This is a genomic window from Paenibacillus sp. NPDC057967 (genome assembly GCF_042887015.1).
Lineage (GTDB): Bacteria > Bacillota > Bacilli > Paenibacillales > Paenibacillaceae > Pristimantibacillus.
In genome coordinates this window covers 284686-306967 of record NZ_JBHVQB010000009.1, presented here as the reverse complement: position 1 = coordinate 306967, position 22282 = coordinate 284686, and the positions used below count along the sequence as shown (strand labels likewise).

Here is a 22282-nt window from a genome sequence, read left to right as displayed (position 1 = left end):
CAAAGCTCATTTCCGGCAGTCTTATTGTTAATTCATTGAACGGTTCGATTCAGCCCAGTGTATCAAGAAAACGGTTACATGACAATGCAAACAAAGACAGCCTGGATCATCAGGCTGCCTGCATGACGCATATTAGAGTTAACCGTCTAGATCACCAGAACCTCCGCTTGAACTTTGCAATCACATGCAACCCGGATAGCATCTATGCTTGGCCGTTCATAATCATGGCTTCGTACAGGCCCCCGGCCGGTTACTTCGGGATCAGCTCCAGAGCCGCTTGCTTGCCGCTTAGTTGAACGCCAGTCTTGCGGGTTCCGCTCGCCAACAGATCGGTGGCAAGCCCCTCCAGCAGCGTCTTGGCGGCTGGTCCTTCCTTGCCCTGAATACGAACTACCAGCAGAACGCCATGGCCCGATTCCAGCAGCTTCTCCGCTTGCCTGCGCTTCGTCTCGTAATCATGGTCTTCAATGCTTGCTGTCAAGCGAATTTCTTTCACCTTGACCTGCCCATCCTTCTGGCGGGCTTCCTTCCCGGCTTGATCCTTCTCCCGCTTCGCCGTTCCCCGGCTGACCAGCCGACAAGGCGGCGGGCTGCTCATCAGCGAATCGCATACCAGATCCGCCTTCAGCTGCTTCGCCAGATCGAGCGCTTCCTCGCGGGATACGACGCCAAGACGCTCGCCATCCAGACCTGTCAGCAATACCTCGACAGCCTTGATCGCTTCATTCATCACTAATTTCGATGCCATTGCTCTTTCTCCTCATCCTCTATCCATCTATGACCGTCGCGGCTTCGCCGGACGATGCCTTGCCCTTATTATGGGCAACTCAGACAGCAATCGCAAGGCCGAAGCGACGCGCTCCCGTCTCCTCGGCCTATCCATAAAATTAGTTATCCGGCATTCACGCCTACAAGCGATCGGAAATCAAGCTTAGCTAGCGATTCCGCATAGATGTAACGCGCTTCTTGGTCAAAGGTAAGCATCTGCGTCAGAGGATTGGGCACGATGACACAAGACATACCTGCCGCCACCGCTGCTCTGGCGCCATTAGGCGAATCCTCGATGGCAATCGCTTCTTCCGGCGCCACGCCAAGCTTCTCCATTGCCTTCACATACAGCTCCGGATCAGGCTTCACCTGACTCACATCATCCGCTGTGCAGATGACCTCGAAATAATGGCTAATACCTAGCGCGTCCAGATGCCGGTCAATCCATTCCCGCCCGGAGCTGGAGGCAAGACCGATTCGAAGGCCCGCATCCTTAGCCAGCTCCAAGTAATCCAGAATACCTTCGCGAACGACTTCTTTCGCCAACAAAGTGGTGTGATCATCATGGATCTTCAAGCGGAATTGCTCCTTGTCGATCTGCAGGCCCAGCTCGGTCATCAGATACTCGTAAGGATTAAAGGTATGGTTATTCGTGCCTACGCACTCCGAATATTGATCGATCGTCAGTTCAACGCCATGCTCCTTGTAAGCATCGCGAAAAGCATAGAACCAAGGTGTCTCCGTATCAAGAATTGTTCCGTCAAAGTCAAAAATCATAGCCTTAATCATAGATGTGCTCCTCTCCAGCATCTTGCAATCATTATGTTATCAAGACGGTAGCATGACAAAATAGGTACGTCAAGACAAGCCGTCCGGCACAGCCGCCAAACACAAAACGCGGCAATCAGCGATATCCGTTGACAAACCTGGGATGGAAACGGATTCTAAGAGCGATGACATAGGTCCATATTTTTTAAAAAAAGAAAAGGGACTGTCCCATAAGACGAAATAGTTGTGCCACACACCGCTAATTGCGCCGAAAGTACGGGATTGACCAGAATTAATGGCAGATAACTAAGGGACGCCCCTCACTAAATTGAAAGACAACCAAAAGCCAAAGATGGCGGTGCAGGGATAACACCCTTGGCACCGCCATTTCTTCATTAGCGCCGGTTCACATTCATCAAGTGGATGTCTCTTAAAGTAAACCTTCTTCTGAGACAGTTCCTCACTCTAATTCATCCTTCTATATCCTTTCGTTCATTCACTCCATACATTGTTAACCATGCTAATGGGATGCGTGCTGTCCTTCTTCCCCTTTTGCAACGGCGGATATGTCCAGCTTGCTCCTGCCCATAAAGAAAGCTACAAGGAGCGCAAGCACCGCGGGAATCGCCGCCAGGCCGAACGTCAAGGTAATCGACGACGACAATGCGGTCGTGATCGTATCCAGCACCTCCGACGGGAAGGTTGCGCGCGTCTCCGGCTTCAGGAGCTCCCGTGGATCGCCGAAGGCCATGTCGCCTCCGCCCTGCGCCCCGCCTGCAGCGAACGCATCCGCCAGCTTATTCGTAAACGCATTGCTCTGGATGATGCCGAACACTGTAATGCCGACCGTCATGCCGAGCGAGCGGATAAACGTAAGCGTCGAGCTCGCCGTACCGCGCTGCCGTGTCGAGATGCCATGAATAGCTGCATTGCTGAGTACCGAGAACGATGCACCAATGCCAAGGCCAATCAGGATCATATACAAGGTCACTTGAAGACGGCTGGACTCCGGCGACAAGGTCGTGACGAGCAGCGTACCGACGACCAGGAGGATCAGCGTGGACACCATAATGTTCCGGTAAGGAATCTTGGTCATCAGAAAACCGCCAAGCGAGGCGGTGACCACAGAGCCCAACATCATAGGCAGCAGCACCAAGCCGGAGTTCGTTGCGGTCCCGCCAAGCACACCTTGAACAAAAATCGGGATATAGACCGATGCGACGATAAACGCCGCCCCGCTGAAGAACGAGGTCAGGATGCTGGTCGCATACACGCGGTTTTTGAAAAGCCCATACGTAATAATCGGTTCCTTCGCCTTGGTCTCCACGTACAGGAAGATCGCAAGCAGCACGGCGCTCGCTGCGAACATGCTGATAATCTCCCATGAGCTCCAAGGGAAAGTCTTGCCGCCGAGCTCTAGACCCAGCATGAGACCGATAACCGCTCCAATCAACGTAGCAGCGCCCAGCCAGTCAATCGGCTGCTTGGACCGGTCATGCGACTCCTTGTAAAAGAATGCGATCATGCAGAAAGCAATCACACCGAGCGGCAAGTTAATATAGAACACCCATTGCCACGCAATGTGGTCGGTGATGTAGGCGCCGAGCAGCGGCCCGAATATGCTGGACATGCCGAATACTGCGCCGAACAAGCCGCCCAGCTTGCCGCGTGACTCTAGCGGCACCGCATCGAACATGATCGTGAACGACGTCGGGATCAGCGCACCGGCGCCGATGCCTTGAATAGCCCGGAAGAGAGCCAGTTCTGTAATCGTAGACGCTGTACCGCATAGCGCCGAACCGATCATAAAAATAATTAACCCAAATACGAAAAACCGCTTCCTGCCGTACATATCCGACAGCTTGCCGAAGATAGGCATACCGGCCATCTCCGCTACCATGTAGGCGGAGGTAACCCATACGAACTTGTCGAGCCCGCCCAGCTCTCCTACAATATTGCCCATTGCCGTGGCGACGATCGTATTGTCCATCGATGCCATCAGAATGGCGAGCAATAGTCCGGCAATGACGATGCCGAGACGATTTTTTTGTTGTGTTGCAGACATAAATTCGCGACCTCTCTTCTTCATCTACAATCAGACTCTTGCGAGCCGATTCTTTTAAACGTGATATTCTGACTGCGCCTTGGCATTGCCGCTCTTCTCATATGAATCGCGATATTCGACTCTGCCAATGACACAGCCTTGTCCGATCCGCACCGCATTACCGCGAACGACATCCGCAATCGTATGCTCCAGATCAAGCCGGTCGCCTTCGATCAGCCCGGCCCGCAGCTCCGCGATGGAATCCTGCTGGAACAGCTCCTTGAGCAGCACCCCTCTGCTTCTGCGAACCGTAACGACTCCGCCCACGATTTCGCTAACGGTAGACGGGCCATAGAGCTTGATCAGCGCCTGGCCGGCATTCACGCTGCCGCCCGATAGGGCTCCGCGCAGCTCCAGCTTCTCAGCCTCAATGGCCCCTTGGGAGGACAGATGACCGGACAAGCGCATCTGATTCCCGCGGATATTCCTTCCAAGCCGCAGCTCTCCCGTGCCCCGCAAGCTTCCGCAGCTCATCGGGCCGTCTACCAGCACTTCACCGGTAAACTTCAAGTACTCGGAATCCAGACTTCCTTTAATATGTGATGTCCCTGTCAAATAAAACCCTTCGCAGGCCACATCTCCCGCCAGGATCGCATCGCCGGTTATCCGTACGCGCCCGAACTGGCCGCCAAGCGATTCCGTATCGCCGACTAGTCTGATATCATTCCGCTTATCATCCATACGTTCTCTCCTCCCTTCCAATCTCGGCGTCTGGATGCCTGGTCAATTGATCACGATACTCCACGCGTCCGATTCGGCAGCCCTTACCAATCATCACCCGTTGTCCTCTTACAATATCCGCATGCGTATATTCCAGCTGGATGTCGTCGCCTTCAATGACATTCGCTACCAGTCTTGTCTCATTGCCCGGTATGATCCACTTCAGGAGCCACTTCCAACTGCTGCCGCTAAGACGGCGAACCCGAATCGACTCTCCGCCAATCTCAGAAGCTCTGCTCTCCATATGAGAGAGACCCAGCTCCATCTCGCCCGCGTTCAGCAGTCCCTCCACTTTTATCGCGCCGTGCAATTGAACCTTCTCTGCTTCCACATTGCCGTCGGACTTTAGAATACCGCTAATCCTAATGGATTCCGCCAAGACGTGGCTTTCCGTCTTCACGATTCCATTGATGTTTATCATACGCCCCTTGAGGGCTCCTTCAATGTTAAGCTTTCCGTCAGCCCTGAGTTCAGGCGTATCCATACTTCCTTCGACCGTCAACACTCCATTCACTCTGGCCGCAGATGCCGCTCTCACATCTCCGGCGATACGGCCGACGCCATCAACGTAGACATGGTCATACGTTCCTCCAGCCGCTCGAATAACGCCGTTCATTCTCAAATTCGGCAGGCCGCCCGGCCAAGCATGCTTCATTTCTCGATACATCATTTGTCCTCCTTTCTTTATACCAACCGCTCAATCAGCTTCTCCGACCAGTCTGCAAGAGGCGCTCGCACCACTATCTTCACACCACTGTCGAAATACAATTCCGCAGAAGCGGATATGAGAGCAAATGAAGCAATCCCCATTCGCCTGATGAACACTAGCTCGCAAGGCTTTCCATTAAAGGCCGGGTAATGTTCGCGAAGCATATGGATCAGCGCGTCCCCTTCCTCCACACTCATCTCGCCTGGCTTAAGCAAGGCATCCACTGTATATAGATAAAGCATGTCTTGAAAGGCATAAATCTCATTCCCGCTCTCCGGTCCGGTCCAGCGCTGCAACACCATATCCGACACAATGTTCCGCTCGGCGAACTCACTTTTTCGCATCTCAATGCCCGCTTGCTTGCCTGTCAGCTTATCCGCCAATTCATCCAGGGATAAATCATCCTTCAGATTCACGATCTTATCGATTCTCGCCAGAATTAGCTCCCTTGGAAAAAACGTCTCCTGTCCCGTAAATGCAGACTTCCGAATGAACCACTCCTCCGGGATCAGCTGCTTCCTTTTCCAGCGGTAGAGCTGTCCATAGGATATGCCCGTCGCCTCCAGCAGCTCCTTCTTGGATATAAGCTCCATATCCATTCACGCACCCCCTGTCACAAGTAGAGTGTAACATAACATTGTTACGCTACAAATCGGTCTCCAGACTGAGCGCATCTGCAACCAGAGGTCAGTCCATGGCAAGCATTCTGCAATCCCGCATGAAAGAGAAGCAAAAAACCGACGTTCTGCTAACGAACGTCGGGATTAATGGGTAATCAAGGGGGATGAACGAAGCTTTCACCTTTTCCAAGTAGGGGTCAGGCTAATTATTTCCGATGCATCTTAAATTCCAGGAACAGCTCGTTATAATGAGACAGCATGCGTGGTCCCAGATTATCATAGACCTCCAGACGCTCCGTCAGCTCCTCATCCGGATAGAACCGCTCGTCGCCGGATATATCTTCAGGCAGTATAGCCAGCGCGTCCTTGTTCGGCGTGGAGTAGCCGACGTATTCGGTGTTCTGCGCGGCAACCTCGGGATCCAGCATAAAGTTGATGAACTGATGAGCGCCCTCCAGATTGCGGGCCGTCTTCGGAATGACCATATTGTCAAACCACAGATTAGAGCCCTCTTCCGGCACGATATAATCGAGCTCTTCGTTCTCGTCCATAATTTCCGACGCATCCCCGGACCATACGAGTCCGGCTGCCGCTTCTTCGTTCGCCATCAGCATCTTGATCTCGTCGCCGACGATCGCCTTCACATTTGGCGTCAGCTTCGACAGCTTCGCAAGCGCTTCTTGCAGATGCTCCTCGTTCGTATCGTTCAGCGAGTAGCCAAGGCTGTTCAGTCCCATGCCGATGACCTCGCGCGCGCCGTCGAGCAAGAAGACATTGTTGCGCAAGCTCTCGTCCCACAGATCGTCCCAGCTGTCGAAGTCCAGATCACCGACCAGATTGGGGTTGAAGACGATGCCGACCGTTCCCCAGAAGTAAGGCACGGAATAGGCGTTCTCCGGATCAAAGGACAGGTGCATGAAGCGGGAGTCGATATGCTCCAGATTCGGGAGCTGCGAATGATCAAGCTCCAGCAGCAGATTGTCTTCCTTCATCTTGCTGATGGCATATTCGGACGGAATTGCCACGTCGAAGGTCGTACCGCCCTGCTTGATTTTCGTCATCATCGCCTCGTTGGAGTCGAAGGTTTGATAGATCACCTTAATGCCGGTCTCTTCCTCGAACTGCGCGATCAGCTCAGGATCAATATAGTCGCCCCAGTTGTAGACCGTCAGCGTATTGCCTCCGGAGTAGCCGGCGCTGGAGTTCATCTGCGATGTCACGTACATTAAGCCGAATGCGACAAGAAAGACGAGCAGAAACATGCGGACCAGCTGGCTCATACGCGCACCCCCTTGCCTGCCGGACGGTTATTGCGGCGGTTAATAAAGTAGTAGCCAATCACCAGCAGCACCGTGAACAGGAAGATCAGCGTAGACAGGGCGTTAATCGACAGCGATACGCCTTGCCGCGCCCGCGAGTAGATCTCCACCGACAGCGTTGAGAAGCCGTTGCCCGTGACGAAGAACGTCACCGCGAAGTCATCCAGCGAATACGTTAACGCCATAAAGAATCCCGCGAAAATGCCGGGTTTGATATACGGCAGAATAACCTTCGTCAGGACTTGCCAGGAGCTTGCGCCGAGGTCGCGCGCCGCATCGATCAGCGAGCCGCCCATCTCCTGCAGCTTCGGCAGCACCATAATAACGACAATCGGAATGCTGAACGCGATATGGGACAGCAGCACGGACACAAAGCCTAGCTGAATGCCCGCGATTGTGAACAGAATCAGGAATGACGCCCCGATAATGACGTCAGGGCTGACAATCAACACGTTATTCAGCGTGAGCAGCGTGCCCTTCGGCCGGTTGCTGCGGATATAGTGGATCGCGATGGCGCCCATGACCCCGATAATCGTCGAGATCGCAGCGGACAGCAACGCAATCACAAAGGTATTCAATACAATAATAAGCAGCCGTGTATCCTGGAACACTTCGCCGTAATAGTCCAGCGTGAAGCCTTCGAAGTTTCTCATGGCTCCGCCGCTGTTGAAGGAGTAGAACATCAGATAGAAGATCGGCGCGTACAGGATGACGAATACGGCGATCAGGTACAGGTTGGACAAACGCCATTTACTTTTTGACAATGTCGATCAGCCCTCGCTTTCGATTCCCGGTTAGCAGCATCAGAATCGCCATCGCGATAATGAGGAACACGGCGATCGTCGCCCCCATGCCCCAGTCCTGCGTCACAAGGAAATGCTGCTCGATTGCTGTGCCGAGCGTAATGACGCGGTTGCCCGCAATCAATCTTGTAATCATGAAGAGCGACAGCGCCGGTATGAATACCGCCATGCACCCTGCCTTCACTCCGTCAATCGTCAGCGGGAATACGACACGGCGGAACGTCATCCAAGGCGAGGCGCCCAGGTCGCGCGCTGCGTCGATCAGTGTCGGATTCATTTTCTCCAGTGCGTTGTAGACCGGCAGAATCATAAACGGAATGAAGATATAGACCGACACGAACACGAAGCTGAAGTCGGTGAACAAGATTTGTTTGGTGCCGATGCCCGTTACTTCCAGCACCGAATTCACGAAGCCGTATGTACCGAACAAGCCGATGAACGCGTAAGCCTTCAGCAGCAGGTTGATCCAGCTTGGCAAGATAATGAGCAGCAGCCATAGTGCCTTATGCTTCGTCTTCGTAAGCAAGTAGGCCGTCGGATAAGCCACCAGCAGTGAGAATAAGGTAATCAGAAAAGCATACCAGAACGAGCTGAGCGTCATGCGCAGATAGACCGGCGTAAAAAACTTCTGGTAGTTCTCGAACGTGAACTGCCCTTCCACATTGAAGAAGGAATAATACGCGATCAGCAGAATCGGCGCGATGACGAACAGGACAATCCATAGTACATAAGGAACGAGGTACAGATTGCGGGCTCTAGCTTCCATGGCTGTCCCCACCGCCGCTTTCCTCGTACGACTCCAGACGTTTGTCGAACTCTTCTTCCGTCTCGCCCAGACGCATAACATGGATCGCTTCCGGCTCGAACGTCAAGCCGATTCGCTCCCCGACCGTCGCCTTGCGCGTCGAATGGACAAGCCATTCATTGCCGGTGTCGTCATAGCAGCTGATCTCGTAATGCACGCCGCGGAACAATTGGGTATCTACGCGCACCTGAAGCTTGCCGCTCTCATGCGACGTAATCTCCAGGTCCTCCGGACGGATGACGATATCAATCGTCTCCCCTTCGTTCAATCCTTGGTCGACGCATTCGAACGTCTTGCCTGCGATCTCGACCTCGAAGTCGCGCAGCATGCGGCCCTTCACGATGTTCGATTCGCCGATGAAGTCCGCTACGAAGCGGTTGATTGGCTCGTCATAGATATCGGTCGGCGTGCCGGACTGCTGGATCGTGCCTTCGTTCAATACGAAAATTTCGTCCGACATCGCAAGCGCTTCTTCCTGATCATGCGTAACGAAGATAAACGTAATGCCAAGGCGGCGCTGCAGCTCGCGCAGCTCGTATTGCATCTCCGTTCTCAGCTTCAAGTCAAGCGCCGACAGCGGCTCGTCGAGCAGCAGGATTTCCGGCTCATTCACGATCGCGCGAGCGATGGCGACGCGCTGGCGCTGGCCGCCGGACATCTCCGTAATTTCGCGATTCTCGTAGCCGCTCAGGTTGACGAAACGCAGTGCTTCAAGCACCTTGACTTTGATCGCGTCATTCTTAAGCCCTTTGATGCGCAGGCCGAATGCGACGTTCTCGAATACATTGAGATGCGGGAATAGCGCGTAATCCTGGAATACCGTATTCACTTGCCGCTCGTTCGCCGGCACCCGGTTAATCACTTTGCCGTTAAAATAAATGTTGCCCTTTGACGGCTCCGTAAATCCGGCAATCAGACGCAAAATCGTTGTCTTGCCGCAGCCTGACGGCCCTAGCAGCGTATAAAATTTGCCCCGCTGAATCTCAAAGCTTACATCCTTGAGTACCGCAGGGTCGTTATGGTCATATTGTTTAGTCACATGTTCGAAACGAATGATCGTCTCTTCCAATCCCACCAGCCCCTTCGTCCTATATAAAAGAAATCCATAGTGATTATACAGCATCTCCGCAAAAGGGCAAGTGGAAACAAAATAATCGGCCAATTCAAACCTTTGACTCCTGCAGATGTTTTAAGTCCAACAGCCGTTCGATCTCTTTTGGCGGAGAGGGGCGGTGGAAATAATACCCTTGCCCGAACTCGCAGCCGAACTGCAGAAGCGCTTCAATTTCCTGCCCGGTCTCAATTCCTTCGCAAATAACTTGCAAATTCATGCTGTGTCCAATGTCGATAATAAGCTTCACAATGGATGCTGAGGATGCTGCGCTCGATAATTCTTTCGTAAAGGAACGATCAATTTTCAGGTAATCCAGCGGCAGCTGTCCCAGGACGCTCAGAGAAGAATAGCCTGTTCCAAAGTCGTCTATAGCGATTTTAATACCATGGCGCTTAAGCTCGTTCAAGATCGGAACCGACTCCTCTACACTCTGCATCATGCTTTCCGTAACCTCTAGCTCCAGCAGCGCAGGATCAAAATCCGTCTTTTCCAATATGCTGAGCACCTTGGAAGGGAAGTTCAGCGACTTGAACTGACGAATGGAAAGGTTGACGGCTAACGTCAGTCTTGAATTTCCTGCTTCATGCCAGCTCTTAACCTGACTGCACGCCTCCTCCAGAACCCATTCCCCCAACTCCACAATTACGCCGTTCTGTTCGGCAAGCGGAATAAAGAGTGAGGGCGCAATCGGCCCCATATCGCTATGCGTCCAGCGCAGCAGTGCCTCCACTCCGCGAATTTCTCGCGTTTTAAGATCTACTAGCGGCTGGTAGTGTATCGACATTTCGTGTTTGGCTATGGCGCTGCGGATGTCATTCGCCAGCCTGACTTGACGCAGCAGCTCCTCGTTTTTGATATCAGTGAAGAAGCGGTAACCGTTTTTATCGCCGCGCTTTATGCTATACATCGTTTTGTCCGCATATTGGATAAGCGTCTCCCCTTCCCCCGCATCTTCAGGAAACAAGCTGATTCCTATGCTAATCGTCGTATAAATGTGCTTGTGACCGATGTGGAACGGGTTCTGAAAGGAGCGGACAAGCCGTTCCGCCAGATCCGCAATTTCCTCCTTCCGCCGATAGGAGCATAGCAGCACGAACTCGTCCCCGGCATAGCGGGCAACGAAGCAGGACGAATCCGCGAAATGGCGAAGATGGTCGGCAATGTCCCGCAGCAGTTGATCTCCCGCACTATGGCCCATCATATCGTTCACATGCTTGAACTCATCAAGGTCCAGAAACAGGACAGCAAGCTGCTTTTGTTGAACGATGTCCATATCTAAATGCTTCATAAGCGATTGGCGGTTCGGCAGACCGGTAAGCATATCGTAGTAGGCCATATGCTCAAGCTGCCGGAAAGCTTCATTAAGCTTGGCATTCAGCCTTGCATTAGCCTCATTCTCTTTCTTCAAGTTCCGGAAGTAAAAGGCCAGCAGCGAATAAAGAATCATATTGATGACAACGCCGCCCAAGATCGCCTGCAGCATTTCCGGAGACTCCTCGGGCCAGCTAATCGGCGTAATATAAAGGTAGTAGCCCCCTGCTGCAAACACAGGGATCGGCGACGGCAGCAGGAACGCCAGAATGACAAGCGTTAAATACATGACGCTAATCAGCTTGTCGAACGTCAGCTCCGGCAGCGCGCAGAAAAAGGAGACAAACGCAACTACGGAAAGGCAATATTTGAACCACAGCGGTTTGACCAGAATGGAGGCAAAGATGAATACGGCAAATAGGAGAGCGAACATACGACCTTGCGAGCTGCTGACGGAGCTTATCATATTGAGGCTGAGGGATATCGCCGTAAGAAAGATGACGATATGGGGTGTTATCTTCATAAGGCGATTTGTCCAGTCTTGCATCCATTTCATCGATCGCGATGCCCCCTAATCGGCAATTATAAGCGGCTTTCTCCTAGTGAGAATCTTTCACTTAAAAATTTCCATATCGTATGAGGGATTCCTTCTGTTTTTTTGCATGCACGATCATTTTTGTATAAATAGCTTTTTGAATAGCCATGCGAGCCTGACCAAAACGGGCGACCACCCTATGTAAAGCAGCCCACGGCGGATGAGACTGGATGCTTGACACCGTTTTTCCTTTCAAAAGAATGCCGACAGACCATAATAAAACGGCACCTGATAAAGGTGCCGTTTGCGTGAAGATGATGTAGCGTTTGTATAAACCGAAGCAACGGTTGATCTTCTATTTATGCAATAGAAGTGGATGCTTCTCTTGTATCGCCGCCTTCCTTGCGATGGCTTGCGATGAAGTAAGCCAGCGTCAAGCCTGCGAAGACGACTGCATAGATGCCAAGCAAGCCGGCGTCTCCCCACATGCGGGTCGTTTCGCCGCTGGAGATGACGTCCTTCAGGCCTGCGACCGAATACGTCATTGGCAGCCAAGGCGTTACATGCTGCAGCCAGCCCGGAATCAATTCCAGCGGGAATGTGCCCGCGGAGCTGGTCAGTTGCAGGATGAGCAGCACGATCGCTACGAATCGTCCAGGGTTGCCCATCGATGCTACAAAGAATTGAATCAGCATCATAAACGTGATGCTTGTAATGATTGAGAACAGAATGAACAAGCCCATATTCTGTACTTCAAGCTTCAATAAGAAGATGAGCGCCGCGTCCGCGATCAAAGCCTGGATCGTACCGACCAGCATCAGTGTTAGCGCCTTGCTCCAGAACCAGCTCCAGCCATTCGCCGGGCGGATCGCAGGTTCCTTAACGGAGTAAACAATCGTAATCAACAGCGCGCCTACATACAAGCCCAGCGACAAGAAGTAAGGGGCAAAGCCTGTACCGTAATTCGGCACTTCCGTTACCCGGTCCACATCAAGCTGGATCGGCTCGGCGAACATGCCGACCATCTCATCGGTCATGGACAGCTCCGAAGTCTGCGACGATGCATCGCTCAGCTTCGTGGACAACTCGTGAGTACCGTCTTCCAGCTCCACTAGACCAGATGTCATCTTGGTCGCGCCCTCTTCCAGCTGCTTCGCACCGGAAGTCATAGAGCCTACCGAATCATTCAGCTTGCCAAGTCCTTGGGACAGCTCTACCGTACCGCCCGACAGCTTAGTAAGGCCGCCAGCAAGCGTGCTTGCTCCCGTCTTTGCTTCACCCAATTTGGTTTGCAACGTATCTGCGCCGGAATTCAGCTGCTTCAATCCAGCCTCCAAACCGTTCGCACCAGCAAGCAATTCCTGTTGGCCTGCAGATGACTTCTCAAGTCCGCCGGCAAGACCTTTACTTGCCGCAATCAATGCTTGGAAGTTAGGGTCGGCGGCAAGCGCCTCGTTCTGCGCAGCAAGTCCTTCCAATCCGGCAGTCAGCTTGGCAGCACCTTGCTCCAACTCTGCTGTACCCGCAGCGGATGCTGTCAGGCCTCCCGCGAGCTTCGATGCACCGTCTTGAGCGCCTGCCGCGCCGCTTGCCAATTGTCCGCTCGCATCAGCAAGCAATCCCACGCCATTCTCCAGCGATGCTGCGCCGCCCCTCAGCTCCGCAGCGCCGCTTTGCAATTGCTTGCCTGCCGTGTTCAGCTTGGATACGCCATCCTGCAGCGTAACTGTACCGCTAGTCAGCTTGCTCAAATTCTGCTCCAGCAGTTGCGCGCCGTCCTTTGCTTTGGTCGTGCCATCGGCTATCTTGCCTGCGCCGTCGCTTGCTTTCACAATACCGTCAGCAGCCGTTTCCAGCTTTTCGAACACCGTTCTGGTGTATACTTCCGTTACTTCTTTATTCAGCAAGCCTTTCATTTGCTCAACCGCCGTATTGCCGATTTGCGCGGCGAGGAAGTTGTAGCTTTCATTCGGCAAGAATACCAGCTTCGCCGGTTCCGGCTTATCTGAAGTCAGCGATGTTGTTTTCTCCGAGAAGTTGGCCGGAATCTCAATCGCCATATAATATTTGTTGTCCTTCATACCTTGGACGGCTTCTTCCTTCGTCACAAAGGCCCAATCGAACTTCGGATTTTCTCTTAACTTTTCCTCAAAGTCATCACCAATATGCATTTGCTTGCCTTGAAACTCCGTGCCTTGGTCAGAATTGACCACTGCCACCGGCAGCTCCTCCATCTTCGCGTATGGGTCCCAGAACGCGCCTAGAAACATGGCTGTATACATGACGGGAACCGTCAGAACTGCAATGACCGGAATCAGCACCTTCTTGTTGCGTGCGATCGCCGCCAGCTCTTTGCCGAATTGCCGCAATCCTTTCAACTTCATATTTCCCACTCCCTGTTTGTCTGTGTATGTTGGCCGGTATTGCCAGTACGAATTGACTAATTCGGACAATCGGTCATTTTATGGGGTAAAAAAAGGCATCCCGCTTACGCCGGCGCCAGGCCTTGCTCCAGATAAAATCGTAACCGCTCCGCCACTTCTTCTTTCTTCAGCGGCTCATGCGTCTTCTTCCAATCCACCGTCAGCGCCATGTACAGCTTCAGCATGACGAATGCCGTCATCTCCGGCTCGCAAGGCTTGATCTCGCCTTTCTCCACCGCAGACTTCACTTGGCTCGCAATGTAGCCGACTACCGCTCGCTCCAATTGCTGCAAGCCCTCCAGCGCCATCGGCGTGCCGATCTCCCGCATCTCCTGCGACAGCTTCAGCGCCAGCTCATGTTCCTCGCGGAAGTCGAGCAGCAGCTCCAGCGCCGCATTCAGATTGTCGAAGAACTTTCTTCCGGGATTGATCGCCTGCTCGGCGAGCCGCTTCATATCCCCGATCATCCGGTTCATGATCTCCTGGAACAGCTCTTCCTTGTTCGTAAAGAACGTATAAATGGTGCCCTTGCCGACATTGGCGATCTTGGCTACCCCGTCCATGGTCGTCGCTTTGTATCCGAATAACGAGAATGACTTCGCTGCCGCATCTACAATGAGCTGTCGTCGATCAATGGCCACTCGCAACGCCTCCTTTTTCCTCTGACTTCGTGACCGAATGACCAAAATACTAAAACGGTCATTTCGTTGCTGTACACATATTATCACGATTCATTTTCAAAAATCAACCCCAAGTGTGATTTTTTTAACACTTTGGTGGTTATCCTTTTCGAGAAGCCGATATAATGCTGTCTTCTCCCTCATAATCGCGAACCGTGGAGCACCCAAGCTCATGCACTTTGCCAAAAAACGTTTCATATAGTTGCTTCGCAATCCCCTTATTTCGATAATCCGGATGAACGCCACAATATAGCATACTCATTATCATGAGAAGATTGGTCAAGAGATGACTTTAATCGCTCACTAGAGATATAATAACGACAGGATACGGTATGAGCCGATTCAATCCACCTATAGATGAAGGAGTGTCACGCATATGACATACAGAGAAATTACAACCATTGAAGAATGGGATAACGTCCTCCAAGCATCCGACGCCAAGCCCCTCGTTGTGTTCAAGCACAGCACCACTTGCCCGGTCAGCGCCAATGCGCATGAAGAGTTCAGCAACTATCTCGGCGGCAGCCCGAAGGATAATATCGACTATGTGCTCGTGAAGGTGATCGAGTCCCGCCCTGTCTCCAATAAGATTGCAGAAGACACAGGCGTGAAGCATGAATCTCCGCAAATCATCTATATCGATAAGAAGAAGAAAGTATGGACGGCGTCCCACTGGTCCGTTACCAAAGCCCACATTGGCGCAGTATTGGACTAATCACGATTACCTACTATTAAAACGGCTTCGAGAGCTCGTTCGGCTCTTGGAGCCGTTTTTGTTGTTCATGCGCCTGCCTGGACGTTATCCCTTAGTACCTATGCGCGCTGTTCGTTATTGCGTCCAATGTCCCCTGAACCATTTTGCTAAATATATGTAAATGAGACTATAGCTATCACTTCTCCCTATGCACAAAGCGCTAGCGCCAGTAGGGCCTTCCCGGTTGCCAAGGTTGCATCATTCTGCCCATTCTCAATAACGCCCGGATATGGTTATCTAGAGGATGTCGGAATAAATCGATTTGGGAGGACATGGATTGATGAAACGGTTGGCACTACTCATGATAAGCATCACGATGGTTTGGGCGGCCATTATGCCCACTTCAGCATACGAGAAAGCGGTTGCGGCAACTCAGGGCTCTCCATTTAAAGACACGCAAGGCCATTGGGCGGAGAAAACCATCATCGACATGGTCAATCGCGGCATTCTGGAAGGCTACCCGGACGGGACTTTTCGACCAGAAGAGACCGTGAAAGTTGATCAATTCGTCAAAATGCTCATTCTTTCATACGCCGATCTGCACCAGAACGGCTCGCGCAGCTGGAACACCGGTTTCATGAACTCTCTGAGTCTAGAGAACCAGGCCATTCTGAAGCAGGATTACCGCTACTTCACCTTCGCGCCGAACACGGTCGGCTACTGGGCCAAGGATTTTATCGATATTGCAAGCGACCTCCATTTCCTGAACAAAAGCCGCTATTCTGATTTTCAGATGGACATGACGCGCGAGAACGTGGCGGAGGTCGTCTATTATACGCTGCAAGAAACGGAATTTCTGGAAGACAGCATCTATGGGCAAAAAATGGCGCAAGCCTTCGGCGATATTAAAGGAGCCACGGAGCGGGAGCAGCGCTTCATCGCGGAGACGCTTGTGAAGGGCATCATGGAAGGCTACCCGAACGGCTTCTTCGGTGTCGGTCAGAAGGTGACGCGCGCCCAGGCGCTTGTCATTCTGGAGCGTCTGACCGTTAAGTCGAAGCGACTCAAGATCAACGTATCGCCTGACAAGCTGGAGCGGATCGTGCCTACGTTCGGCGGCGGCAGCAAGGTTATCGTCTTCCCGGACAAACGGATGTGGGACGCTTACGAATCTCTGCTGCTCGTAGGACAGCTCAGAGGCGCCAATCATGACCTGTATGATACGACGCTGCGCCTATTCAAGGACCAGACGGAGAAGGAGAACGTCCTGAACCGACCGGCAGGCACCACGGCCATTAATGAAGAAGCAGCGATCTGGCTGGACCCGCAATACAATACGTACGGCATCACAATGAGACTGCGCGACGGATCGCTGGCACGCAACAAAGAAGCCGTCGAGATGTTCGCCAACGGCCTATTCGGCTACAACGCCATTGCCTTCAAGCAATTGTTCAGTGAAGTTTGCGAGAAGGTGGAGAAAGGCGAAGCCGTTACGCAGACTCACGCGTCCATCGGCAACGATACGATCAATATTCTGGTCGATAGCAAGCAGAAGCAGGTCATCTTCTCGATTGCAGCTAAAAAGTAGCGTTCGAAGCTTACGCATATCTCCGCTTCATACGGACCATAACAGGGCAGCATGCCAATACGCATGCTGCCCTGTTTTTATTTCGTGGTTACAGTGTGTTTTTCGCCTTGAAGCAATTCAATCTGTAGTGTCTGCCATATTGGCTTCCATAATGGATAATCCGGCGAATCATCGACTGGTCCGGCAAGATGGCGAACGGGCAATGATCCGGCGTTGTATTCACTTCCAGAATCCATGGCCTGAACCCATTGTCGATGGCGATATCCAGGCCGATTTCGTTCAGGCGGGGATAGCGGCGATGCAGCCGCTTGACCGTGCTGATGCCGATGTCCTCCAGCCTCTTCTTCAAGCTGTCTAATTGCGACGGGCTCATATGGGCGCTCAGCACCTGCTCCGCGGTCAGGATAGAGCCTCCTTGGCTGCCGTTGGTGACGATTTTCTCCGGATGGGCAATTCTCGCAACAATCCCTGTCATCTCCCACCCGCCTTGCGGAGCGCGCTGTACGACGACGCGCAGGTCAAACCGTCTTCCCTCGTATTTCAACAGATGAACGCCTCTTTGCACAAGATAGCTTTTGCCCAGCGTGTCCCTTTTCAGAGAATGGTAGAGCCCGTCGAAGCTATGGAACGTCTTGTGACTGCCTCCGAGCTGATACCAATACTCTCCCGAGCCAAGCCTTTCGACCCGCATGACTCCCTTGCCCAGCGATCCATATGTCGGCTTCACATAGACCATCTGGTGTGCTTGAAGTAGATTATGCAGCGTCAGCCGGCTGAACTTTCTGGTTGATGGTATATACCCGCGCAGTCCTTCATCCCGCAACATGATATTCGTTTTGGCCCATTTGTCGGATACCCGGTACGGCTTTCCGCTGGCTTTCACTTTAAGCTTAGCCATTGTCCTCAGCCTTGCTCCCTTCACGCCGCCCGCGTGAACGGCGATATTATTTTGTCGTCTCCGTCTCCTGCCTATAGACTTGTATCTCTCCCAATCTCGTTCTATTACTATCATACGAAAATATATAAAAATCGCTTTAGGCCTCTGTCGTCATAGCCGAACCATCGGTACGGTCGCACATATGCTTTAGTAACGGCATCATAGACGAACGCATCAATTTGCTAGGAGGATGACTATACCATGATGGAACGGAAGCTAACCGATCAGCTGCGCCTTATCGCGCGGCTGCATCCTTGGTATGAGCCGCTATTGCGCCAGTCTGGCATCTCTCTTTCAAAAATAGATAGCAGCCCTCCCGCTCTGCCAGAGCTGCCTCTCATAACCGCAGAAGTGCTAGACCGCCATTACTATGCGCAGGCTGAACGCACAGAATCCGGCTTGTCCGCCTATCGGACTTCCGGCACCTCGACCGGCATTCGCAAGTCCATCTACTATTCCCGCGAAGATGATCTTCAATATATTAAGGCCAAGAAAGCTTCCTATCTGAATTGGCTAGGGACTCGCCACGGCATTGCGAGAGCGATGGCCGATTTGGGCACGGGCCATGCCGCCAGCACCGCTATTGCGATCTTTCACGAACTGGGCATAGCGGCGGAGGCTATACCTTTCACTGCCCCTGTGGAGGAGCATGTCGCCAGGCTTACACTGTATCGTCCTCAATTGCTTTACACGATGCCATCGATTCTGGAGGCCATTGCAGATGCGCTTCCTTTTCCCCGCTCCCTTGGCTTGCGCAAAATCATTCTGGTCGGCGAGCTGGCCTCCGCGGAATGGCAAACGAATATGGCTGGGCGCTTCGGATTGGACGCTGGCGATGTACTGGATACGTACGGCTCGATTGAGATTGGTGCCATAGCAGCCTATTCCCATGAACTTGGACGCTATGTCTTATCGGATGATGTGTACGGAGAGACTTTGTCCGCAGAAGCGCTGGGTTATGAGCCCCTAGGACCTGGCGAAGGCGTCCTGGTGCTGACCTCCTTCTCCCGCTCCCTCTTCCCCGCCGTGCGCTACATCACATACGATGTGGTGCGGGGTTTCCGCGCGGAAGTCCATCAGGGTCGCATGATTCATACCTTCGCTTGCATCACGAAGCGCATCGGGCCGGAGTTGAAGCATGGAGAGAAAATCAGCCTGTACGACATTGAGGAGGTCGTGAACAGGCATTTGGAGGATGCCACGTTAAGAGTACAGGTGGAATCCAACAAGCTGAAGCTGTATATCAAAAGCAACCGATTAGACGAGTCTGTCGCGAGCGCCATCCAGCATGATATCGAGCATAGGATCGGAGATATCGGCATGATGATCCGCAACCGGCTGCTGCAGGGCATTGAAGTCATACACGTAAGCGAGCGGGATCAGCTTCCCGCCGGAGCAGTGAAAGCCAAGAAGCTATATCAATGAAAGGTGCTGCTGACCATGAGGAATAGCTGGTTGGATAAAATCGGGAATACGCCGCTCGTTCCGCTGAGCAGATTGTTCGCCAATACGCGCGGCATACATGTCTTCGGCAAGCTGGAGCTGATGAATCCAAGCGGCAGCGCCAAGGACCGTCCGGCGCTGCGCATCGTGCGCAGCGCATGGAATGAGGGGCGGATCGGTCCCGGCTCCGTCATAATCGAATCAAGCTCCGGCAATATGGCGATCAGCCTTGCCGCTATCTGCTCCATGCTGAGCATCCGGTTCATAAGTGTCATTGACCCGCGTACCGCCTCCGCCAATATTGCCATCATGAGAGCATACGGCGCCGAGGTTTCCTACGTGGATACACCTGATCCGGAGACCGGCGAATTCCTGCCCGCGCGGCTGGAGCGCGTCCGGCAGCTGCGTGAGGCGTTGCCCGGCAGCTTCTGGCCAAACCAATACGCCAATCCGAACAATTATCTGGCACATTACGACGGCACTATGCCCGAGATCACAGCTTCGCTTGGCAAGATCGATTATGTCGCTGGAGGAGTCAGTACTTGCGGCACCATGCTGGGCTGCGCCAGGTACATCACCGACCACGGCTTGACGACCAAAGTAATTGCCGTGGATGCGGCGGGCAGCGTCATCTTCGGCGGGGAGAAAGGGCCGCGCCGCTTCCCCGGACTTGGAGCGGGCATTGTTCCTCCATTCGGCGAGACTCGCTTCATGGATTACGCGGTGAATGTCACGGACCGGGAGATGGCAGCGGGCTGCCGAAGGCTGGCGGAGACGGAGGCCATTCTGGCAGGACCGTCCTCCGGAGCCGTTATCGCTGCGCTCACAGGGATGCTTGACGATATTCCAGATGGCTCGACCTGCGTCGTGATCCTGCACGACCGCGGAGAACGCTATATGGATACCGTCTTTAACGATGAATGGATGCGCGAGCAATTCGGCTCGTCGATACTTTCGGAGGGAGGCGACTAAGCTTGCTCTACTTAGGCGAAAAGGAACTGCGGGCGATCGGCTTCCACTGGCGCGAGCTGCTCGGCGTTATTGGAGAAGCCGCCGGGATGATCGATCAGGGCGAGTATGCCCAGCCGCTTAAACCCTATCTGCGCTACGGCAATCCCGACAATCGCATCATCGCGATGCCCGCATATATTGGCGGCGGAATCCATGCCGCCGGCATTAAGTGGATCGCCAGCTTTCCCGGCAACCTCACCGCCGGCCTCCCCCGCGCACATAGCGTCACCGTACTGAACGACGCCAACACCGGCAAGCCTTCCGCCATTCTGAACACGGCGATGGCCAGCGCCATACGTACAGCGGCTGTGAGCAGTCTAATGCTGGATCGATGGCTGGCCAGCCGTTCGCCGGAACAGCCGGATCAACGAAATTTGCGAATTGGTATTATCGGATGGGGGCCGATCGGACGCATTCACTTCGAGATGTGCCGATCGCTGTTCGGAAAGCAAATCGATCATATTTATCTGACCGATATTCGAGGTGTGAATATTGAGGATGGACTCGGTCAGGAAAGACGAAAAGAGGATTATGACCGCGTAACCGTGACGGAGCACTGGCAATCCTGGTACCCGCATTGCAATGTTGTCATCACTTGTACAGCAGGCTCCGCCCGCTATATTGACACACCTCCTGCTCCCGGTACATTGCTTCTGGACGTCTCCCTTCGCGACTACCAGCTGGAGGCAATCCGAGCGATCCGTTCCATTGTTGTAGATGATTGGACGGAGGTGTGCAGAGAGAATACTGATATCGAGCTGCTTCACCGGGAAGCGGGCTTGCAAGCGGAGGACGTTATGACGCTCGGCGATGTCAGTTGCCGGGACGCGCTGGCCGGGCTGACCGATGAGGAAACGGTACTCTTTTGCCCCATGGGGATGGCCGCCTTCGACGTTGCTATTGCGCATTGGTTCTTTAAACAAGGGGAGAAGTTTGGCATCGGGACTTGGCTGGATTAAGGTTCGGATACGAGACGTTCTCGTCGTCACTATACTTGGACTCCACCTCCCTCTTTTTTTACGGGACTGATTTATACTTGGACTCACCTCCTCGTTCCAACGGGACTGAATTATACTTGGACTCTACCTCCTCGTCCAACGGGCTGATTATTCGTTGACAAATGGAGGGCCGTTCGCTACTATTTAATTTAATACAATTTAATTGAATCCATTAAAATAGAGGATATTGGCTGCTCTTTTCGCTGAGCCCATGTTGGAGGCACTCTTATGCAATCGGACCAAACGTTGAAGCTGGATAATCAAATATGCTTTGCGATTTACGCTTGCTCGCGAGAATTAACAAAGCTCTACCGCCCGCTCTTGCAAGAACTCGGACTGACGTATACTCAATACGTCACCATGCTTGCGCTGTGGGAGCAAGATCAGGTCACGGTCAGCGCGCTGGGAGCCAGACTATATCTAGATTCGGGCACGCTGACTCCTTTGCTGAAAAAATTGGAGGCCGCAGGCCTAATCACCCGCACCCGTGACAAAAACGACGAACGCAACGTCGTCATCGCTCTCACGGAGCATGGAAAACTGCTTCGCGAGAAGGCCGTCGACATCCCGGAGAAGCTGCTGTGCCAGTTGGACGCCTCACCAGAGGAAGGTACCCTCCTGCTTTCGCAGATGCAAGAGCTTATGGCTCGCGTGCAACAGCGCGCAAACAACACAGCAAATGTCAAAGGAGACGAGTAAGCTCGTCTCCTTTGACATTTGCGCTGATTTACCGACCAATTCCCCGCTCAACTACCGACTTACTCCCCACTCGATGGTCACTCTGGCACATTTAAGTCGATTCTACCGACTTGCTACCCACTCAACCGCCACTCTGGCACATTTAAGTCGATTCTACCGACTTGCTACCCACTCGACCGCCGCTCAGACACATTTAAGTCGATTCTACCGACTTGCTACCCACTCGACCGCCG

General features: G+C 53.0%; 21 protein-coding genes. 6 read left to right on the top strand and 15 right to left on the bottom strand.

The window, feature by feature from the left end; translation table 11 throughout:
• Nucleotides 1–250: 250 nt before the first annotated feature.
• The 14 genes from infC to ACFVSO_RS23440 form a co-directional block, all read right to left on the bottom strand.
• A complete protein-coding gene (infC, locus tag ACFVSO_RS23505; protein WP_387478278.1) occupies nt 251–748 on the bottom strand; it encodes a translation initiation factor IF-3 in 498 nt (165 codons plus the stop codon).
• A gap of 143 nt (nt 749–891) precedes the next feature.
• The gene (locus ACFVSO_RS23500; protein WP_387478275.1) at nt 892–1557 is read right to left on the bottom strand and encodes an HAD family hydrolase; all 666 of its coding nucleotides are present in this window, start codon (nt 1555–1557) and stop codon (nt 892–894) included.
• A gap of 499 nt (nt 1558–2056) precedes the next feature.
• Nucleotides 2057–3601 carry an MDR family MFS transporter gene (locus ACFVSO_RS23495; protein WP_387478272.1) on the bottom strand — a complete coding sequence of 515 codons (1545 nt, stop codon included), beginning with the start codon at nt 3599–3601 and terminating at the stop codon, nt 2057–2059.
• A gap of 54 nt (nt 3602–3655) precedes the next feature.
• Nucleotides 3656–4321: a hypothetical protein gene (locus ACFVSO_RS23490; RefSeq protein ID WP_387478270.1), complete on the bottom strand. Its 666-nt coding sequence runs from the start codon at nt 4319–4321 to the stop codon at nt 3656–3658.
• Nucleotides 4314–5030: a hypothetical protein gene (locus tag ACFVSO_RS23485; protein ID WP_387478267.1), complete on the bottom strand. Its 717-nt coding sequence runs from the start codon at nt 5028–5030 to the stop codon at nt 4314–4316. The genes ACFVSO_RS23490 and ACFVSO_RS23485 overlap by 8 nt, the downstream gene beginning before the upstream one ends.
• Nucleotides 5031–5044: 14 nt before the next feature.
• On the bottom strand, nt 5045–5668 hold the full coding sequence (locus ACFVSO_RS23480) for a YhbD family protein (RefSeq protein WP_387478264.1): 624 nt from the start codon (nt 5666–5668) through the stop codon (nt 5045–5047).
• Nucleotides 5669–5895: 227 nt separating this feature from the next.
• Nucleotides 5896–6969: an ABC transporter substrate-binding protein gene (locus ACFVSO_RS23475; protein ID WP_387478261.1), complete on the bottom strand. Its 1074-nt coding sequence runs from the start codon at nt 6967–6969 to the stop codon at nt 5896–5898.
• On the bottom strand, nt 6966–7772 hold the full coding sequence (locus tag ACFVSO_RS23470; protein ID WP_387478258.1) for an ABC transporter permease: 807 nt from the start codon (nt 7770–7772) through the stop codon (nt 6966–6968). The genes ACFVSO_RS23475 and ACFVSO_RS23470 overlap by 4 nt, the downstream gene beginning before the upstream one ends.
• Complete coding sequence (locus ACFVSO_RS23465; RefSeq protein WP_387478255.1) at nt 7759–8577, bottom strand: ABC transporter permease; 819 nt, start codon at nt 8575–8577, stop codon at nt 7759–7761. The genes ACFVSO_RS23470 and ACFVSO_RS23465 overlap by 14 nt, the downstream gene beginning before the upstream one ends.
• Nucleotides 8567–9685, bottom strand: coding sequence for an ABC transporter ATP-binding protein (locus ACFVSO_RS23460; RefSeq protein ID WP_387478253.1), 1119 nt, complete (start codon nt 9683–9685; stop codon nt 8567–8569). Before ACFVSO_RS23460 ends, ACFVSO_RS23465 begins: the two co-directional genes overlap by 11 nt.
• A gap of 94 nt (nt 9686–9779) precedes the next feature.
• Nucleotides 9780–11597 (bottom strand): putative bifunctional diguanylate cyclase/phosphodiesterase, encoded by a 1818-nt coding sequence (locus ACFVSO_RS23455; protein WP_387478250.1) that lies wholly within the window; start codon nt 11595–11597, stop codon nt 9780–9782.
• A 338-nt stretch (nt 11598–11935) separates the two neighbouring features.
• Complete coding sequence (locus ACFVSO_RS23450; protein ID WP_387478247.1) at nt 11936–13960, bottom strand: YhgE/Pip family protein; 2025 nt, start codon at nt 13958–13960, stop codon at nt 11936–11938.
• Nucleotides 13961–14064: 104 nt separating this feature from the next.
• Nucleotides 14065–14640, bottom strand: a complete 576-nt coding sequence (locus tag ACFVSO_RS23445; RefSeq protein ID WP_387478245.1) for a TetR/AcrR family transcriptional regulator — start codon at nt 14638–14640, stop codon at nt 14065–14067.
• A 139-nt stretch (nt 14641–14779) separates the two neighbouring features.
• Nucleotides 14780–14935 (bottom strand): GNAT family N-acetyltransferase, encoded by a 156-nt coding sequence (locus ACFVSO_RS23440; protein ID WP_387478427.1) that lies wholly within the window; start codon nt 14933–14935, stop codon nt 14780–14782.
• A gap of 120 nt (nt 14936–15055) precedes the next feature.
• Between ACFVSO_RS23440 and ytxJ the strand changes: the two genes are divergently transcribed.
• Both ytxJ and ACFVSO_RS23430 read left to right on the top strand, forming a co-directional pair.
• Nucleotides 15056–15394 (top strand): bacillithiol system redox-active protein YtxJ, encoded by a 339-nt coding sequence (ytxJ, locus tag ACFVSO_RS23435; protein WP_387478242.1) that lies wholly within the window; start codon nt 15056–15058, stop codon nt 15392–15394.
• Nucleotides 15395–15713: 319 nt separating this feature from the next.
• Nucleotides 15714–16961 carry an S-layer homology domain-containing protein gene (locus tag ACFVSO_RS23430; RefSeq protein ID WP_387478425.1) on the top strand — a complete coding sequence of 416 codons (1248 nt, stop codon included), beginning with the start codon at nt 15714–15716 and terminating at the stop codon, nt 16959–16961.
• An 88-nt stretch (nt 16962–17049) separates the two neighbouring features.
• Here ACFVSO_RS23430 and ACFVSO_RS23425 read toward each other — a convergent pair whose 3' ends face one another.
• Nucleotides 17050–17859, bottom strand: a complete 810-nt coding sequence (locus ACFVSO_RS23425; RefSeq protein ID WP_387478239.1) for a YheC/YheD family protein — start codon at nt 17857–17859, stop codon at nt 17050–17052.
• Nucleotides 17860–18099: 240 nt separating this feature from the next.
• Here ACFVSO_RS23425 and ACFVSO_RS23420 point away from each other — a divergent pair, with 240 nt between their 5' ends.
• From ACFVSO_RS23420 to ACFVSO_RS23405, 4 genes are all read left to right on the top strand, one after another.
• Nucleotides 18100–19323 (top strand): phenylacetate--CoA ligase family protein, encoded by a 1224-nt coding sequence (locus ACFVSO_RS23420; protein WP_387478236.1) that lies wholly within the window; start codon nt 18100–18102, stop codon nt 19321–19323.
• A gap of 15 nt (nt 19324–19338) precedes the next feature.
• Nucleotides 19339–20313, top strand: a complete 975-nt coding sequence (gene sbnA / locus ACFVSO_RS23415; RefSeq protein ID WP_387478233.1) for a 2,3-diaminopropionate biosynthesis protein SbnA — start codon at nt 19339–19341, stop codon at nt 20311–20313.
• A 2-nt stretch (nt 20314–20315) separates the two neighbouring features.
• A complete protein-coding gene (locus ACFVSO_RS23410) occupies nt 20316–21311 on the top strand; it encodes a 2,3-diaminopropionate biosynthesis protein SbnB (protein WP_387478230.1) in 996 nt (331 codons plus the stop codon).
• Nucleotides 21312–21578: 267 nt separating this feature from the next.
• Nucleotides 21579–22049: a MarR family winged helix-turn-helix transcriptional regulator gene (locus ACFVSO_RS23405; RefSeq protein WP_387478227.1), complete on the top strand. Its 471-nt coding sequence runs from the start codon at nt 21579–21581 to the stop codon at nt 22047–22049.
• Nucleotides 22050–22282: the final 233 nt, after the last annotated feature.

What these genes read in the sequence shown, in the direction of transcription:
- ACFVSO_RS23465 (WP_387478255.1), bottom strand. Translation starts at nt 8,577, where the DNA reads ATGGAAGCTAGAGCCCGCAATCTGTACCTCGTTCCTTATGTACTATGG.
- ACFVSO_RS23480 (WP_387478264.1), bottom strand. Translation starts at nt 5,668, where the DNA reads ATGGATATGGAGCTTATATCCAAGAAGGAGCTGCTGGAGGCGACGGGC.
- ACFVSO_RS23405 (WP_387478227.1), top strand. Translation starts at nt 21,579, where the DNA reads ATGCAATCGGACCAAACGTTGAAGCTGGATAATCAAATATGCTTTGCG.
- ACFVSO_RS23490 (WP_387478270.1), bottom strand. Translation starts at nt 4,321, where the DNA reads ATGGATGATAAGCGGAATGATATCAGACTAGTCGGCGATACGGAATCG.
- ACFVSO_RS23425 (WP_387478239.1), bottom strand. Translation starts at nt 17,859, where the DNA reads ATGGCTAAGCTTAAAGTGAAAGCCAGCGGAAAGCCGTACCGGGTATCC.
- ACFVSO_RS23430 (WP_387478425.1), top strand. Translation starts at nt 15,714, where the DNA reads ATGAAACGGTTGGCACTACTCATGATAAGCATCACGATGGTTTGGGCG.
- ACFVSO_RS23420 (WP_387478236.1), top strand. Translation starts at nt 18,100, where the DNA reads ATGATGGAACGGAAGCTAACCGATCAGCTGCGCCTTATCGCGCGGCTG.
- ACFVSO_RS23475 (WP_387478261.1), bottom strand. Translation starts at nt 6,969, where the DNA reads ATGAGCCAGCTGGTCCGCATGTTTCTGCTCGTCTTTCTTGTCGCATTC.
- ACFVSO_RS23440 (WP_387478427.1), bottom strand. Translation starts at nt 14,935, where the DNA reads ATGCTATATTGTGGCGTTCATCCGGATTATCGAAATAAGGGGATTGCG.
- sbnA (WP_387478233.1), top strand. Translation starts at nt 19,339, where the DNA reads ATGAGGAATAGCTGGTTGGATAAAATCGGGAATACGCCGCTCGTTCCG.
- ACFVSO_RS23450 (WP_387478247.1), bottom strand. Translation starts at nt 13,960, where the DNA reads ATGAAGTTGAAAGGATTGCGGCAATTCGGCAAAGAGCTGGCGGCGATC.
- ACFVSO_RS23495 (WP_387478272.1), bottom strand. Translation starts at nt 3,601, where the DNA reads ATGTCTGCAACACAACAAAAAAATCGTCTCGGCATCGTCATTGCCGGA.
- ytxJ (WP_387478242.1), top strand. Translation starts at nt 15,056, where the DNA reads ATGACATACAGAGAAATTACAACCATTGAAGAATGGGATAACGTCCTC.
- ACFVSO_RS23485 (WP_387478267.1), bottom strand. Translation starts at nt 5,030, where the DNA reads ATGATGTATCGAGAAATGAAGCATGCTTGGCCGGGCGGCCTGCCGAAT.
- ACFVSO_RS23455 (WP_387478250.1), bottom strand. Translation starts at nt 11,597, where the DNA reads ATGAAATGGATGCAAGACTGGACAAATCGCCTTATGAAGATAACACCC.
- infC (WP_387478278.1), bottom strand. Translation starts at nt 748, where the DNA reads ATGGCATCGAAATTAGTGATGAATGAAGCGATCAAGGCTGTCGAGGTA.
- ACFVSO_RS23500 (WP_387478275.1), bottom strand. Translation starts at nt 1,557, where the DNA reads ATGATTAAGGCTATGATTTTTGACTTTGACGGAACAATTCTTGATACG.